The sequence below is a fragment of the Kribbella sp. VKM Ac-2571 genome, from assembly GCF_004362255.1.
GTDB classification, from domain to species: Bacteria; Actinomycetota; Actinomycetes; order Propionibacteriales; family Kribbellaceae; genus Kribbella; species Kribbella pratensis.
This window is the reverse complement of the sequence record NZ_SNWS01000004.1, coordinates 95,528-109,639: the sequence shown is the minus strand read 5'-3', so window position 1 is coordinate 109,639 and position 14,112 is coordinate 95,528. Positions and strand designations below refer to the sequence as shown.

Genomic DNA, 14,112 nt, shown 5'->3' with positions numbered 1-14,112 from the left:
ACCGCTCCTTTGGGCGATCACCCAGAAGAAGCCCAGCGGAACATGTCGGACCCCCGGGTCCCGAGCTCGCGCCTCGGCCTCCAGTGCTGCAGCCAGACTGGATCGGTCTCGACCGACGGATCGAACACCACCGCCAACTCGAAGAACGGCCATCGCATCGGTACACCAAGTGCATCTGCCCAGATCGCCATCCGACGCAAATACTCAGGCGCGAGCAGGCGACGCGACTTGGAGTGCCTCTCCTCGGTCACACGGTCTTCCCAGCTCGCCACCACGAGGCGCGCCAAGAGCCTCTCGCACGCTCCTCGAACGACGGTACTCGGCACCGCAGAATCTCGTCTGGCGATCGTTGTGAAGTTGCGGTTCGGTGACTGCTTCAGTTTGGAGATGGTCACGGCGCGTTGTCACGGGTCAAGCGTCTTGCGGAATGCCCGGTTGGTCTCGCGTCGACCAGATACGTACGGTGGGATGGGTTCGTAGCCGGCCGCGATATAGAGCCGAATCGCGGCATAGTTCAGTGCGCCCGTTTCCAGCAGGATGGTCCGGACACCGTGCACGGTCGCATGTCGTTCTAGCTCGCTGAGGATTCTCCAGCCGAGTCCGTGGCTGCGGTACTCCGACGTGACGAACATCTTGCGTACCTCGGCTACGCGCGCATCTTTGTCATAGGTGCGATAGCCACCGCAGCCGACAGGCTGGCCAGAGGGTGCGTAGGCCACGAGAAGCAGCCCGGACGGTTCGGCGTAGTCGTCGGCGATCTCCGAGTCGGGCGAATCGGCGAAGCTGTAGGTGTCGAACTGTTCGGCGTAGAGGGCTTTGACGAGGAACTGGGCGTCATGATCGTCGTACCGTCGCGGCCGTAGCTCCGTCGGCGTACCTGCGTCATCGCCATACGCCCGATCGTCGCCCGTAGGGGAATTGGTCACAGCCCCCAACGCGGCGTCGAGTTCCGGCAAGAACTCTGCGACGACTGTGGCTCGTTGGCGTTGCGCCAAGCTCCGACGAAGGTCCCGCAGCGATGCCACGCACCGCCCCGATTGCACCTCGGCCAGTCGGCCGAGCGCGACACGCGCGGTTTCGACAGTGCCCTCGAGGTCGCGGCGAAGCAGGTACGCACGCGCCAACTGGCAACCGTGCAGGAGTGCCGAGCGTTGGTAGGCCGGATCGTCGCCGATACTCGACAGCGGCGTCAGGCGCTCGATCGCTTGCTTGAGCAGCGGTTGCCGGTACCCACCAGCAACGCAGTCTGGCACTGGGTCGCGGGTCCTAGTCAGTCGGCGTTGTTCGGCTACCTGCTGGGCATGCGTGACGGCCGGGTGGGCGCGTAATTGCTCGGTTCGAACCCGTTCGTTTTCGTCGAGTTCGTCAAGAGCCACGGTGTCGATCCGGAATGGCGCTTGGGCGAGCCGCTCAGCTATGCCGCGGAAGGGCAGCGAGCCGCCGTAGAACTCGATCTCCCGGTGACCGGGCCAGATCTCGCCACCCCGCTCGAACAGTTGCACCATCGGTTCGTACGGCTCCTCGAAGGTCGGGAAGCGTTCCTTCGTGCGGTCGCCTAGCGACGCCCAGCGGAACATGTCCGTGACCACCTTCGTCGACATGGTGCCTAGCCGATGCCCGATGCCGGCTTCAAGCCGCTGCATCCAGACTGGGTCGGTCAATACCGCAGGATCAAACATCACGGCCAGGTCGAAGAACGGCCCCTTTCCTGGCACCCCCAGAGCCTCGGCCCAAACTGCCATTCGGCGCAGGTACTCGGCTGCCAACTGGCCGCGCGACGCGGCGCGCCGTAACGCGGCGGCATCGTCGTCCCAGTTCGCCGCAGCCAAGCGCGACAGGAGGCTCTCGCACGCCGCACTGTCAGTCACGGGCGCCCTTGCTCGGCGCGTTTGGCGGCTTGACGTGTCAGTGACTTCTCGGTTCTGAGCCGCTCATTCTCGTCCACCTCGTCCAAGGTCGCACGGTCGATCGGGAACGGGGGCTGGGTCAGTCGTTCGGTGATGCGGCGATACGGAACCGGGGCAGCGAGGAGTTCGATGAATCCGTGGCCGGGATAGATCTCGCCACCACGCTCGAATACCTGCACCATCGGCTCGTAAGGATCGTCGAAATCAGGAAACCGCTCCTTCGGATGATCGCCCAAAGAAGCCCAGCGGAACATATCGGTAAGCACCTGTTCGGTCAGGCTCCCAAGCTCGCGCCCCACCCCGGCCTCCAGGCGCTGTAACCAGGTTGGATCGGTCTCGACCGATGGCTCGAACACCACCGCCAGATCGAAGAACGGCCACCGCCTCGGCACACCAAGCGCATCGGCCCAGATCGCCATTCGGCGCAGATACTCAAGGGCAAGCAAACCTCGTGACTTGGCGTGCCTTTCCTCAGCCTCATGGTCGTCCCACCTCACCGCCGCTAGGCGCGCCAAGAGCCGCTCGCACGCTTCCGTGTCCGTCACAATCCCAGCCCTTCCTTCGCCACACGTACTACTTCCTCAAGGTTCGACAGGTCGTCAGCGACCTGTAGGTGGTCCCTCGGTATCTTCAGTTTCGTGTCCCATAGGATCAGTAGATCCGTCCGTGTTGAGCGTGTGCTCAATGGTGCTGTGTTATGCGCCGACGGATAGGCCGCTGAAGGATCCGGCATCCCGTACTCGTCCCACGCCCCAGGATCCGCCGACAGGTAGGGCAATCCAGCCTTCATGAGCTTCGACTCTACGTACTCGTGCGCCAACAACGACCAGAACTCCACCCGATTCCGATCAGTCAACTCCGCGCCGGATGCGACTTGCTCCCACAGATCGCCGTACGACGCGAACGGGGTGAAGTAGCCATGCCTGACGTCGTCCGGACCTATTGCCACGTCGTGCTGGCGTTGGAAGAGGTGTTGCTTGGCCTCCTCGATGACGTCGCGTGGCAGCCCGCTGTGTTCGGCGAGAGCGTCGAGGTCGTCAGCTTCCCTGATTCGGCGGTACTGGTCCATCTCCTCCGGGGTGGCATCTTCAATGAACTCGTGTTCCAGCTCGACCGTCTCGTCGAGGCCGGCAACAGACGCTGATTCGGAATCGATGCGAGCGGCAACGTCGTCGGTTTCGAACGGAGCGCTGCCATCCGCCGGAACGCTGTCGACGGCCGACTCCTGATCCTTGGTCGCGGCGTCGACGCTGTCGGCGGCCGGCTTGTCAAGAGGAGCCAAGTTGGCAACGGGCTCATCGCTCGCTTCGACGACCAGACGTGTCGTCGACGCGTTGCTTTCGTCCGCCCGCACCGCGTCGCTGGCTGCGTCGTCAGGCAACTCCGCCTCTGACGTTCGCTCATCATCGTCGGGCGACTCGACCAGGCTGGGAGTAATTGCGTCGTGGGAGGTGGACTCGGCTTCGTCGTTGGGCGGGCTGAGGTACTGGAGACGGGCCAGGGTGTCGTCGTGAAGCATGTGGGCCCGGAGTTCTGGTGAGTATGAGGCGAACGGGTCCTCCGGCTCGGGTCGAGGATCGATCGGCGTCCTCGCCGCGGGAGCATCGGCCGGCCGTCGGTTGACCGACTCGTCCGCACCCTGCTCGGTTGACGACCAGTTGGAGTACCCGGGCCAGTACATCTCATCGTGACGTTGCTCAAGCTTTTCGCGAGCAGTCAATGGCCTTGAAGCCTGACGGTCTGCGGTCTCGCGTTCGTCAGGTGAGTCGGCCTCGGATACCTGCACTTCCCTCAGCCGAGGATCAGTGGCCGCCCGCGAATCGTCCTGCTTGCTGGCCGGAGCCCGGGACGCGACATCGGCGGAGTGCCGGGCTGTTGAGTCGTTACGTTGCTCGTCCGATGTCCCGCGCGCGTTGGCTGGCCCGTGGACCTCGCCGGGGTGCTGCTCGACCTTCTCGCGAGCGGTCAGCGGGCGCGGTGTCTCATGATGTGCAGGGTCGTTGCGATGCGGCGTTCGATTGTCTTGACGACTTGTCTGCTGGTCGCGCGCGCCACCGTCGGACTGTCGAGGGATCTCGTGCTTGGGAGGACGGGCTTCACTAGTTTGATCTCCTGGCGGGTTGTCCTTGCTCGGGTCGTCACCGCTGCGACGACCTCTCAGCTCGGACACAACCGTCTCCTAACCACGCTCGTGGCGAACCAGAAGTAGCAACATCATCACAAACAGTATCCGTTTCGAGGCCCATACGTGGGCGGATCGGGAGCACCGCGACATGATCGATCGGCCAGCGACCCCGCGAAGGAGTTCCCCCGTGACGCAGAGCCCTCTCATAGTCGAGCCCGTCGCCCAGGTCGTCGGCGGTCGAAGCGATCCGACCGATGACTACTGGGGCGGCACGCGGTCGGTCCTGCGGATCAATAGCGAGCGTTTCGACGAACGATCCACTGTTGGTTTGGACGCCTTCTCGCACCTTGAGGTGGTGTTCTTCTTCCATCTCAGCGACCAGACCGATCTGAATCTGGGCGCCCGCCGCCCCAGGGACAACCCTGCCTGGCCGGAGGTCGGTGCGTTCGGCCATCGCAACATGCGCCGAACCAACTGGCTCGGCATCTCTCGGTGCCGTCTGGTGAAGGTCGATGGACTCGATCTGCACGTCGAGGATCTCGACGCAGTCGACGGCACTCCGGTCATCGACATCAAACCCTGGTTCGAGGAGTTCGGTCCCAGGGGCGAGACGCATCAGCCGGCGTGGACCACCAACATGCTTACGAACTACTTCGCACCCGCAGGAGAACGCTGAATGCCTGCGGGCAGGTGCCGTGCTCAGGGCTAGGGGTTGAGGATGAAGAGCCTGGTCGCGGCCGGCATGTAGATCAGGGCCACCGCCATGGCTGTCACCGAGATGCCGAATGGCGCCACTGCCTGCACGTAGAACGCGCCGGTCTGCCATGGCTGAAGAGTTTTGTCATGCCAGCATCTTCGGCTGAGCGGAACCACTCAAGCGGTGGCCGGCGGCCGACGACAGGGGGTCGCCGGCCGCCGGGATTCCCGTGGCGGTGCCCGGCCGCCTCCGCCCCGGCGGGAGGGTATCGGCCACGGGTTGTTGCGCCCGGCTGCCAAGAGGGCACAGGTCTTGGCGGCCCGCGCTTGTCCTGAGAACCCGATGGTTCTTCTGCATCGCGTACCCCAAGTGCCGGATCTCATGCGACCCCGAATGGACTCCGGGCAGTTGGGCACGGGCAACTCAACAGGGATCCACGAGGAGGACAGCACGTGATGGCCGATCAGCCGAATGTCAACGTCAGCGTCATCTACTACTCGTCCACCGGGACGATCGCGGACCTCGCTCGAACGATCGCGGAGTACGCCGCGAAGGCGGGAGCCACCGTCCGGCTGCGTAAGGTGCGCGAACTGGCACCGGACGAGGCCATCGATTCGAATCCCGACTGGCGAGCCAATCTCGAAGACACGGCCGACGTCGAGGAGGCCGTCCCGGACGACATCGTCTGGGCGGACGCCGTGATCGTCGGCTCCCCTACGCGCTTCGGCAACGTGGCAGCACAACTCAAGCAGTACATCGACACGCTCGGCCCGCAATGGGAACAGGGCCAGCTGGCCGACAAGGTCTACAGCGGATTCACGTCGTCGCAGACCGAGCACGGCGGCCAGGAGTCGACCCTGCTCGCGTTGTACAACACCGTCTACCACTGGGGCGGCATCGTCGTACCTCCTGGCTACACCGACCCAGCGAAGTTCGAAGACGGCAATCCGTACGGGACCTCACATGTGTCGGCACACGGCGCCGTGGACAACACAGCCCGCATCGCCGCGGCAGTCCAGGCTGAACGCGTCGTACGGATCGCTGCGGCGTTGAAGTGACCCAGATCGCAGGAACTGGCCAAGGGCGCTGAGCCACGTCGGACTGGCATACTCCGCCGGGTGAGTTATGACTTCGCGGTCTGGGAGGGCGACGCATCCGCTGGCGAGCACAGTACGGCGGCCACCTTCGAAGACCTGTTCACCCGGTATCTCGATGCCGACCTGGTTGCGCCGACCCCAAGGATCCGGGCGTACTCCGAAGCCCTGGCCGCCCGGTTCCCAGACGACCAGAGCGACGACACTCCCTGGGCAGCGGGCGGTCCGAGCAGCAATTGTTCGGGCCCGATCCTGTACGTCGCGGTCAGCTTCAGCCAGGCCGAGCAGGTCGGAGTAGTCACGGAGCGCCTCGCACAAGAACACGACCTGGTCTTCTTCGACCCGCAGAAGGCACCAACGGCACCAATAAACCGCGGTGAGGTGACCGTCACCACCTCGCGGGGGAGAGTAGCTCTACCTGACCGCTGGGCCTTCTTCGTTTCGGAAGAACTGCGCAATTTCGACGGCTACGTGGTCGTGGACAGCGGCCGTGACCACAGCTTCGCCCAAGCACGCAACGAGAACGGAACCCTCACTCTCGAGTACCGCGACGGCTCACCGCAACAGCACTACCAGGTGCAGGGCATTGATCTTGGCGATGTCACGGAAGCGCTGTCCCAGTGGGCCGAGAACCGCCATCAGTTCATTGACAAACACACCTGGGAGCGCCTGACCCTCTGGGACTGACCGTCCGGAGGCATCCCGGCACACCACCAATCGCTATGTGGAACGGCGGCGGTGTTCGCAGCGTAGGCAGAGTCTGATGGTGGGGATTGCCTCCAGCCGGTGCGGGGGCATCGTCTCTCCGCAGACTTCGCAGGCGCCGAACGTACCTCGGGACAGGCGGAAGAGGGCCGCGTCGATTTCCGCCAAGGCCCGTCTTGCTCCGGCCTTCAGCGCGGCTCGCACCTCCGCCACCGCGTGCGGGCACGGCCCTGCCGTCTCGTAGGACAGTTGGATCAATTGCTCGATCCGAAACTGGCGCTCCTGATACAGCTCCCGACGGAACCACTCCACATCGATGACGGGCTCTTCCTCTGAGGACCTGACTGTCCGCTCCTGGTACATCGACAACCTCCTGCTGCGAGGTCACAATTCCAGGCCGCTTCTTGACCGTCCGGAAGTAAGCCGCTCCCCAGTGCTTCCGTGTTGTGGACCACGCTCTCAGGTACCCGCACGCAAACGCTGTAATGCCTTCCAGAGCAGGGATTCGCTGTATCACCGACGGGTACCGGCAGGAGAAGCCGGACACGGGGGCCCGAGTGACGGAGGATGTGGCACCCATGGCGAGGTTGAGGCTGCCTTGGTCCAGGCACGCGACGTGTGTTCCCGACAGTACGGCGTACTGCGTGCATCCTGGATGCGTCCGTAGCGCGACGCACTCCCGTCCGCTGGGGGTCTCCGGTGCCGGCGACCTCGTCGAGGAACTGATCTGCTGCAAGCACGATCACAGTCCGCGGATCCAGACCTCCTGAGTCATCCCCGACTGCCGTGGTCCGTGAAGAACCGGCGCGGATCTACGCCAGGACCGGGCGGGGAATCCAGCCAGGCCTGGAAGGCTTCGGGATCACGCCGCTCCAGTTCGTCGAGGCACTGCTGTCTGGAGTCGATGATCCGAAGTCGGGCTTGGTCCGATCCTGCCTGGTTCAGTGCGCCATCACTGTCCAGCCACCGCCGACACAGCTCGTCCGTACCCATCACCCTCAGCGGCTGTGAGAAGCCTGCCTGACTCAGCAGACGCAGGTACCAACGCACCGCCGGCGGCGCCGACGCTCCCGCCGCCAACAGCGGGAGGAATGCGGCGGCACCTAGAGACGTCGCAAATGCCGATGTCGCCAGGTACGCAGCGCAAGCAAGCGTGATGATCCACAACCACCGTCGAGGTGAGCCTACTGTGGCCGGCTCGCTGGTTCTGGCGGCGTACGCGACCGTCAACGCGATCGCAGCCCACACGACGCCCACGAGAATCCACAGCGCGAGGGGCAGCACTACAACCGCAGCCGCGAATCCGGCACCAAGGCAGACGCCGCAGCTGCTCTGCCACGCAACTCGGTACTTCTTCACTCGAGGTGATCGGCGAGATACAGGACGGGTCAGGCGCGTCGAACGGCGCGAAGAAGCTCTTCCTTCGTCATTTTCGAGCGTCCCTTGATGCCCAGGCGCTTGGCTTCGGCGTACAGCTCGTCCTTGGACATGCGTTCCCGGGCGCGGGAAGTGCGTGACCTCTCGCCGGTGACCCGCCCGGCCATCGCGTCGGTGCGGCGTTCCGGATCCGCGTCCGTGAACGCGTGCGCGACGTCCCTCAGTCCACCTTTGATGTTCTTGACCTGTCGTCCGAGCTTGTCGCCCAGTGAATCGTCAGGCATGGTGACTCCTTCCGCAGTAGCGGTGCCTGACCGGTACCCGCGGAAATTGGCCACCATGCCTTGATCTGTGGAGTCATGGCGTGGCTGAGGACCATACGAGAGGTGTCTGCCAGACGAGAGCTGACGGCCTTGCGCGGCTGGCGATTCGAACGCATCGCGGGCAGCGACGACTGGGTGACGGTCCGGTTGCTCGCCACCGCGAGTCTGGCAGGGTCCGACCTTCACTCGGGACTCCCGGATCTTCCGCGGCTCTGAGCACGAAGCGTCCCCGGGCGCACATGGCGCTCAGGGACGCTTCCCACAGATCCACCTGGCCCCTCGATCAGGTGGTGCCGTCGCTTCGCGGCGGCGGCGTGGACCGGCGAGTACCGCCGAGGGGGTCGCCTGTCAGCCCCATGGTCGACGACTCTCCGGGCTCCGTCTGCCACTGGCTGCGCTCAGCGTCCTCCCGGCCTCGCTGGTAGGCCTGCTCGCGGGCTTGCGCGTTCGGGAAGTCCTGCTCGGCACGATCCAGCCAGCGCTCCCAGCGGCGTTGCATCGGCCGGATCATCCCGCCGCCCATGCCGACGACGATGACGCCGCCGACCGTCGCGAGCACCGCGATCAGCACCGGAGTGGTCACCGCCGTCGCGACCCCGATCTGGTTCAGCGCCGCGATGACGCCGAGGGCGATGACGAAGATCTGCACCACCTTGGCGATCAGCTGTCCGTAGCTGAGTCCCGACAACGCGCTCCCGACGAGATCACGCAGCGCGTTCGCGATCGCGGCCGACACCACCACGATGACGATGGCCACCACTGCTCTGGGCAGCCATCGGACGATCGAAGCCAGCAGATCACTGACCGGGTTCGGACCGAACACCCCGAAGGCGAACTGCAGCGCGATCAGCAGTACGGCGTAGTAGACGAGCGCTGCGATCAGGCCGCTGGCGTCGTACTTCGATTGCGCGAGCGCCCGTCCGACACCGCCGCGCTCGACGGCGCGGTCGAAGCCCACGCGACCGAGTACGACGTTGACGACCTTGCGCAGCGTCGTGGCGATGAGCCATCCGATGAACAGGATGACGAGGAAAAGCACGAACTTCGGCAGGAACGTGATCATCGCATGTACCGCGTCGTTCCATGATTGGGTCAGGTTCATTCTTCCGTTCCTTCCGATCAGTCCGTCTCGAGTTTGTCCGGCAGTACGACGTTCATCAGCCAACTGACGACGGTGATGATCAGCGCGCCGATCAGCGCCGTACCGAAGCCGTCCACCGTGAACGGGACGTTGAGGCCGTCACTGATCCAGGACGTGAGCAGTAGCATCAGCGCGTTGATCACGAAGATCAGCAAGCCGAGCGTCAGCACGATGAACGGCAGCGACAGGATCGTGGCCAGCGGTTTGATGACCGCGTTGACCAGACCGAAGATCGCCGCGACCACGACCAGCGTGATCACCTTGCTCGTGGTGCTCGAACCACTGAACGCGATGCCCTTCAGCAGCCACGCCGCGACGGCCAGCGCGACGGCGTTCACGACCAGCCTCATCAAGAGCTTCATCGTCAGCCTCCGAACACACCGGCGAGGCGCTTGCGGCCGCGATGGCCGGCCTTGCCGGCGTCGTCAACCGCATTGCCGGCCTTCTTCCGTAATTTCCGGCCGGACTTCTTTCCTCGTTTGCCCGCACGCTTGACGTCACCTCGGACGTCTCCGTGCGCACGCAGCCCGAGCCGCTTGCGCAGCCCGCGTTTCACCTCCGGCGCCCCCGGAACCAGGATCTGTACGCCGTACCCGTAGAGGCGGAGCCCGAGCGCCATCAGGGGCAGTCCGAGCGGTAGCAGAATCACGGTGACGCAGAGCACCGCCGCCAGGATCATCACGACCGTCGCGAGCAGCCACACCAGCGCCGCGCCGAGTCCTCGAAGTACTTTCATCATCACCACGTCCAGACCTATTCAGGCAGGAGCGAACCGAGCGGACCGAGGTCGATGTTGAGATCGGACGCGCTCAGACCGAACTGCTCACGCAGAGCGGTCATGGCCTCGTCGAGTCGCATCAGGCCGAGCCCGAGCTCCTCGACCTGCGCCGTACTGAGGTCACCTTCATCCATCCGGCGGATCGCCTGCCGTTCCATCAACTGACGGACCAGCTCGACGATCGTCAGCACGAGTTTGAGCAGCTCGCGTTCGACGGTGTCGGCGTTGGCCTCGATCCGATCCGTCAGCGGCAGCACAGGCTCAGTCATAGGTTCTCCATCTCCTTGCGGACCGAGCCGATGACGGCTGACAGCTGGATGCGGACCAGGTCGACCCCGGCCAGCGAGACGATGACATCACCGGTGACCACGACGCCTTTGCCGAGCAACCGGTCGAGCAGGTCGACCAGGCTGGGCTCCGTCGCCGCCGCCGTCTGGGTCTGAACGGTCATGGCTTGTCCAGTACGGCGAAGGAGTACGGCGGCCAAGGTCCGTTCACCTCGATGTCGAGAGACGGGTACCTGGCTCGTGTCGCGTTCACCAGCTCGAAGAAGTCGGTGCTGTGATCGTCGTCGACAAGGAACGAAGCGTTCAGCGCCATCGGCTCCCGGCGACCGGTCAGCTTCTGGTCCTGAGGAGGAAGCCGCCGGGTCGCGGCCGCACCGGGCACCAGGTCCCAGAAGAGCTGGTCGGCCAGCATCTGCTGCTCGCCGGCCGCTTGTTGCCGATCACGGATCTCGGCCCTGCGCCGCTCCAGGTAGGCAACACCCGAACTCGCTGCCTCGACAGTTGCCGACGGCACCGACCGGACGCGGCAGAACACCTTGATACTCCACTCGCTGCGCCGGTCGACCCGGTCCAGCACGAGGACGAGGTCGTCGTACAACTCCTCGATCCGGTCGCAGGCCGCGTCGTCCGAACGATAGATCGTGACCAACCGGAACGGCGCGAGTGCGGTCGTGATCGCCGCCGCCCGCCGAACGACCTCGTCGTGTCTGCGGGCGGTCTCCTCCACCCAGGCCAGGACCTCGAGGTTGCGGCGCAAGGCGTCCTCGCCGAACTCCTCGAGGTCGACGGTGCTGACGACCGCGGTCAGCTCGCGGTGACTGATCATCCGGACCGAGGAGCCGCCGACGCCCTCCAGCCCGGACAGCACCTCCTCGTCGAGGTTCCGCCCCACGGCGTACACATAGGTGCCGGATTCACTCACCATCGCGCTCCAGCTCCTCGACACGTTCGCGCAGTTTCCGGTTCTCGTCGGCCAGCGCCTGAGCGTCGGTGGACAGCATCGGATCGTGCCGCCACCAGTCGATGCCCATCTCCATCGCTTTGTCGACAGAGACGATCAACAGGCGGATCTTGATGGTCAGGAGTTCGATGTCGAGCAGGTTCACCCTGATGTCACCGGCGATGATGATGCCCTTGTCCAGAACCCGCTCGAGGATGTCGGCGAGGCCCTCCGGACGCGATGCCGGCGACGTGGATCCGTAGCGGTCGAACGCGCCACGACGAGAAGAGATCGTAGGTTCGCTCATCGCGCTACTCCTGGACTCGCCCGCGGACATAACGGTCCTTGCGCCGGTACCCGGTCACGCCGCCGTCGGCGTCGACCTCGACCTCGTACACGGCGAGGATGTCGGTCGTTGCCGGGATCCGGTGCGCCTCGACCACCTCGACCTGGACGAGCCAGCCCTCGTCGCGCTTCTCGACAGCCACGATTCCTTCCGGATCATGTCCGATCAGCTGCGCCAGTTCTCTGGCGGCCATGAGCGCGACGTTCCGCAACGACTGCGGCGGTGACAGGCGCTGCCCGTTCTGCGATGCGCCGGGCGAGGCCGCCCGCTTGGCCGTCGTACGTCCCTTTTCCGGCTGCCTCGTCGTACGGCTCTGGGTGGACTTCCTCGGGGTTGCCATCAGTGCTCAGGTCTCCTCGCGCGGTTGGTAGAGCCGGCTGACCAGTTCGTCCTCCCAGGCCCCGGCCAGGTCCGGGTCGATCTCACCGTTCTCCCTGAGCATGTCGATCTGCTCGAGCTGCAGACGGATCCGGGCCGGGTCGTAGTACTCGGCCTCGGCCTGCTGCCGGATCTGCTCGGCCAGTGCGATCGTGGCCCGCACCGGCGCGAGCGGCAGGGTCAGCAGGTTCGTCATCAGGCCCATCACTCCTCCGCATCCACGAAGTCGTACGGCGCGGTCGGCCCGATCAGCTTCAGCCGGGCTCGACCGGCGAACCTCTCCGCCAAGCCCTCGACCGCCTGCTCGAACTCCGCACGGCGGCTGTCCTCGACCAGTACGGCGACATCGAGCAGGCCGTTGATTCCGGCGGTCTCCCGGACGTTCAGCGCGGTCACGTGCCGCTCGATCTCGAGCAGCATGGCGCGCCCGTCCGCGGCGCTCTTCGTCTCCAGCGCCTTCGCGACCAACTCGCCCAGCCTGACGCGTTCGCCGTACGACGCTTCCTCGGGCTGTTCACGGGTGAGCTTGCGAAGCTGGGCGATCTCGGCATTTTCCGCCACGACCTCGGTCAGCACCTGCTCCTCGTCGTATCGCGCCCGGACAACGAACTGCGCGTGACCGGTGAGATCTCGAAGCATCGCCCGGAAGCGTTCCCGGCCGGGTTCCAGCAGGTCGCCGGCGACGGCCTCCCAGTTCTCCAGCACGGATCCGAACCGGACCGGGATCACCGGCCCCAGTTCGGCGATCTTGTCGAGCACCTGGCCGTGGGCCAGGAGGTCCGCGCGCCCGGCGAGCGCGACGTTGCTGTCCACGAGGCTCATGACAGCGGCGACGTCGCCGCTCGGGGCCAAGCAGACGAGCTGATCACCGACACCCCTGAGGTCCGGCGGTACGACGAGGTCCGCGGCCACGATGCCGTACACGTAGCACCCCAGGCCGATGTCGCTCGGCGTTGTCACGGTCACTCCTCAGTCCTCCTGCGACGGGCTGCAGCCTTCTTGGCCGGCCGCCGGCGACGCGGAGGTGCTTCCTCCTCGTGCTCCGGCTCTTCGCGCTCGCCAATCTGCTCCATCTCCCGGTCGCGCTGGTCCCGCCCCCGGTCGCGCTGCTCCAGCTCCCGGTCGCGCTGGTGGTCCTCGTCGGAGCCGAACAGAGCCTCCTTCGCCCCCGTGAGCAGACCACGCGTCTTGCCCTGCGCGCCGCTTTCGGTCATGTCCTGGATCACCTCGGGGAGATCTTTGCTCTTCTCGGCCAGATCCAGCCGGTTCGTGGCTTCCGCGAAGTGCAGGTAGGTGTCCACGCTGGCGACGACGATGCGTGCGTCGATCGTCAGCAGTTCGATACCCACCAGCGACACCCGGATGTAGGCATCGATCACGAGCCCCTTGTCCAGGATGCTGTCGATGACGTCCGCGAGACTGCTCGGGGCGGGCCTGTCCAGATACCCTCCGGATCGGCGTTGGCCGGTGGCCGCGACGGTCATGGCTCTTCCTTCCAGTCGACTCGATCAGCTCGCCCGGCGGCGAGGCCGCTGCTCGGGCTCTTCTTCGTACTCGTCCTCGGGCTGGTCTTCCTCGTCGTACTCGTCGCCCTCGTCGTATTCGTCCTCGTCCTCGTACTCTTCCTCGTCTTCGTCCTCGGGCTCTTCGTACTCGTCCTCAGCCAGGTCCTCGTCGGCTTCGTCCTCGTCCTCGTCCTCGTCGGCGGGCTCTTCCTCGTCCTCGTCCTCGGGCTCTTCGTACTCGTCCTCAGCCAGGTCCTCTTCGGCTTCGTCCTCGTCCTCGTCCTCGTCGGCGGGCTCTTCCTCGTCCTCGTCCTCGGGCTCTTCGTACTCGTCCTCAGCCAGGTCCTCGTCGGCTTCGTCCTCGTCCTCGTCCTCGTCGACGGGCTCTTCCTCGTCCTCGTCCTCGTCGACGGGCTCTTCCTCGTCCTCGTCCTCGGGCTCTTCGTACTCGTCCTCAGCCAGGTCCTCGTCGGCTTCGTCCTCGTCCTCGTCCTCGTCGACGGGCTCGC

21 protein-coding genes are annotated in these 14,112 nt (G+C 65.2%); 4 read left to right on the top strand and 17 right to left on the bottom strand.

Going from position 1 to position 14,112, the window contains the following annotated elements:
- Positions 1-404 precede the first annotated feature (404 nt).
- From EV651_RS10930 to EV651_RS10920, 3 genes are read right to left on the bottom strand one after another with little or no spacing between them, the layout of a single operon-like run.
- Positions 405-1,868, bottom strand: coding sequence for a GNAT family N-acetyltransferase (locus EV651_RS10930; protein ID WP_202870273.1), 1,464 nt, complete (start codon positions 1,866-1,868; stop codon positions 405-407).
- Positions 1,865-2,452: a hypothetical protein gene (locus EV651_RS10925; RefSeq protein WP_133784782.1), complete on the bottom strand. Its 588-nt coding sequence runs from the start codon at positions 2,450-2,452 to the stop codon at positions 1,865-1,867. Before EV651_RS10925 ends, EV651_RS10930 begins: the two co-directional genes overlap by 4 nt.
- Positions 2,449-3,693, bottom strand: a complete 1,245-nt coding sequence (locus tag EV651_RS10920; protein WP_133784780.1) for a hypothetical protein — start codon at positions 3,691-3,693, stop codon at positions 2,449-2,451. The genes EV651_RS10925 and EV651_RS10920 overlap by 4 nt, the downstream gene beginning before the upstream one ends.
- 526 nt (positions 3,694-4,219) lie before the next feature.
- Between EV651_RS10920 and EV651_RS10915 the strand changes: the two genes are divergently transcribed.
- From EV651_RS10915 to EV651_RS10905, 3 genes are all read left to right on the top strand, one after another.
- The gene (locus tag EV651_RS10915) at positions 4,220-4,708 is read left to right on the top strand and encodes an SAM-dependent methyltransferase (RefSeq protein WP_202870272.1); all 489 of its coding nucleotides are present in this window, start codon (positions 4,220-4,222) and stop codon (positions 4,706-4,708) included.
- A gap of 476 nt (positions 4,709-5,184) precedes the next feature.
- Complete coding sequence (gene wrbA, locus EV651_RS10910; RefSeq protein ID WP_133784777.1) at positions 5,185-5,787, top strand: NAD(P)H:quinone oxidoreductase type IV; 603 nt, start codon at positions 5,185-5,187, stop codon at positions 5,785-5,787.
- A gap of 60 nt (positions 5,788-5,847) precedes the next feature.
- Positions 5,848-6,510: a hypothetical protein gene (locus tag EV651_RS10905; RefSeq protein WP_133784775.1), complete on the top strand. Its 663-nt coding sequence runs from the start codon at positions 5,848-5,850 to the stop codon at positions 6,508-6,510.
- Positions 6,511-6,543: 33 nt separating this feature from the next.
- Here the strand turns inward: EV651_RS10905 and EV651_RS10900 are convergent, their stop codons facing one another.
- Together EV651_RS10900 and EV651_RS41845 are read right to left on the bottom strand one after the other, a co-directional pair.
- Positions 6,544-6,891 carry a TraR/DksA C4-type zinc finger protein gene (locus EV651_RS10900; protein WP_133784773.1) on the bottom strand — a complete coding sequence of 116 codons (348 nt, stop codon included), beginning with the start codon at positions 6,889-6,891 and terminating at the stop codon, positions 6,544-6,546.
- Between the two features lie 1,025 nt (positions 6,892-7,916).
- Entirely contained in the window at positions 7,917-8,189 is a 273-nt protein-coding gene (locus tag EV651_RS41845; RefSeq protein WP_202870271.1) for a Rho termination factor N-terminal domain-containing protein, read from the bottom strand.
- A gap of 102 nt (positions 8,190-8,291) precedes the next feature.
- Here EV651_RS41845 and EV651_RS41335 point away from each other — a divergent pair, with 102 nt between their 5' ends.
- Positions 8,292-8,444 (top strand): hypothetical protein, encoded by a 153-nt coding sequence (locus EV651_RS41335; protein ID WP_166658575.1) that lies wholly within the window; start codon positions 8,292-8,294, stop codon positions 8,442-8,444.
- A 67-nt stretch (positions 8,445-8,511) separates the two neighbouring features.
- On the opposite strand, the gene EV651_RS10890 is transcribed toward EV651_RS41335, so the two are convergent.
- The 12 genes from EV651_RS10890 to EV651_RS41330 form a co-directional block, all read right to left on the bottom strand.
- Positions 8,512-9,330 carry a hypothetical protein gene (locus tag EV651_RS10890; protein WP_133784769.1) on the bottom strand — a complete coding sequence of 273 codons (819 nt, stop codon included), beginning with the start codon at positions 9,328-9,330 and terminating at the stop codon, positions 8,512-8,514.
- A gap of 17 nt (positions 9,331-9,347) precedes the next feature.
- Positions 9,348-9,731: a phage holin family protein gene (locus tag EV651_RS10885; protein ID WP_133784767.1), complete on the bottom strand. Its 384-nt coding sequence runs from the start codon at positions 9,729-9,731 to the stop codon at positions 9,348-9,350.
- 2 nt (positions 9,732-9,733) lie between these two features.
- A complete protein-coding gene (locus tag EV651_RS10880; protein WP_133784765.1) occupies positions 9,734-10,108 on the bottom strand; it encodes a hypothetical protein in 375 nt (124 codons plus the stop codon).
- Between the two features lie 14 nt (positions 10,109-10,122).
- Positions 10,123-10,416 (bottom strand): gas vesicle protein K, encoded by a 294-nt coding sequence (locus EV651_RS10875; RefSeq protein WP_133784763.1) that lies wholly within the window; start codon positions 10,414-10,416, stop codon positions 10,123-10,125.
- Positions 10,413-10,598, bottom strand: a complete 186-nt coding sequence (locus EV651_RS10870) for a gas vesicle protein (RefSeq protein ID WP_133784761.1) — start codon at positions 10,596-10,598, stop codon at positions 10,413-10,415. Before EV651_RS10870 ends, EV651_RS10875 begins: the two co-directional genes overlap by 4 nt.
- Positions 10,595-11,359, bottom strand: coding sequence for a GvpL/GvpF family gas vesicle protein (locus tag EV651_RS10865; RefSeq protein ID WP_133784759.1), 765 nt, complete (start codon positions 11,357-11,359; stop codon positions 10,595-10,597). The genes EV651_RS10870 and EV651_RS10865 overlap by 4 nt, the downstream gene beginning before the upstream one ends.
- Complete coding sequence (locus EV651_RS10860; RefSeq protein ID WP_133784758.1) at positions 11,349-11,681, bottom strand: gas vesicle protein; 333 nt, start codon at positions 11,679-11,681, stop codon at positions 11,349-11,351. Before EV651_RS10860 ends, EV651_RS10865 begins: the two co-directional genes overlap by 11 nt.
- A 4-nt stretch (positions 11,682-11,685) precedes the next feature.
- The gene (locus EV651_RS10855; protein ID WP_133784755.1) at positions 11,686-12,060 is read right to left on the bottom strand and encodes a gas vesicle protein; all 375 of its coding nucleotides are present in this window, start codon (positions 12,058-12,060) and stop codon (positions 11,686-11,688) included.
- 6 nt (positions 12,061-12,066) lie between these two features.
- Positions 12,067-12,294 carry a gas vesicle protein GvpG gene (locus tag EV651_RS10850; protein WP_202870270.1) on the bottom strand — a complete coding sequence of 76 codons (228 nt, stop codon included), beginning with the start codon at positions 12,292-12,294 and terminating at the stop codon, positions 12,067-12,069.
- Between the two features lie 8 nt (positions 12,295-12,302).
- Positions 12,303-13,058, bottom strand: a complete 756-nt coding sequence (locus tag EV651_RS10845; RefSeq protein WP_166658574.1) for a GvpL/GvpF family gas vesicle protein — start codon at positions 13,056-13,058, stop codon at positions 12,303-12,305.
- A 2-nt stretch (positions 13,059-13,060) separates the two neighbouring features.
- The gene (gene gvpJ, locus EV651_RS10840; protein WP_370352557.1) at positions 13,061-13,540 is read right to left on the bottom strand and encodes a gas vesicle protein GvpJ; all 480 of its coding nucleotides are present in this window, start codon (positions 13,538-13,540) and stop codon (positions 13,061-13,063) included.
- A 66-nt stretch (positions 13,541-13,606) separates the two neighbouring features.
- On the bottom strand, positions 13,607-14,112 hold a 506-nt coding region (locus EV651_RS41330; RefSeq protein WP_202870269.1), incomplete at its 5' end, for a hypothetical protein.

Coding starts and splice junctions, on each gene's coding strand:
- wrbA (WP_133784777.1), top strand. CDS start 5,185: ATGGCCGATCAGCCGAATGTCAACGTCAGCGTCATCTACTACTCGTCC.
- EV651_RS10900 (WP_133784773.1), bottom strand. CDS start 6,891: ATGTACCAGGAGCGGACAGTCAGGTCCTCAGAGGAAGAGCCCGTCATC.
- EV651_RS41845 (WP_202870271.1), bottom strand. CDS start 8,189: ATGCCTGACGATTCACTGGGCGACAAGCTCGGACGACAGGTCAAGAAC.
- EV651_RS10890 (WP_133784769.1), bottom strand. CDS start 9,330: ATGAACCTGACCCAATCATGGAACGACGCGGTACATGCGATGATCACG.
- EV651_RS10885 (WP_133784767.1), bottom strand. CDS start 9,731: ATGAAGCTCTTGATGAGGCTGGTCGTGAACGCCGTCGCGCTGGCCGTC.
- EV651_RS10880 (WP_133784765.1), bottom strand. CDS start 10,108: ATGATGAAAGTACTTCGAGGACTCGGCGCGGCGCTGGTGTGGCTGCTC.
- EV651_RS10875 (WP_133784763.1), bottom strand. CDS start 10,416: ATGACTGAGCCTGTGCTGCCGCTGACGGATCGGATCGAGGCCAACGCC.
- EV651_RS10870 (WP_133784761.1), bottom strand. CDS start 10,598: ATGACCGTTCAGACCCAGACGGCGGCGGCGACGGAGCCCAGCCTGGTC.
- EV651_RS10865 (WP_133784759.1), bottom strand. CDS start 11,359: ATGGTGAGTGAATCCGGCACCTATGTGTACGCCGTGGGGCGGAACCTC.
- EV651_RS10860 (WP_133784758.1), bottom strand. CDS start 11,681: ATGAGCGAACCTACGATCTCTTCTCGTCGTGGCGCGTTCGACCGCTAC.
- EV651_RS10855 (WP_133784755.1), bottom strand. CDS start 12,060: ATGGCAACCCCGAGGAAGTCCACCCAGAGCCGTACGACGAGGCAGCCG.
- EV651_RS10850 (WP_202870270.1), bottom strand. CDS start 12,294: ATGACGAACCTGCTGACCCTGCCGCTCGCGCCGGTGCGGGCCACGATC.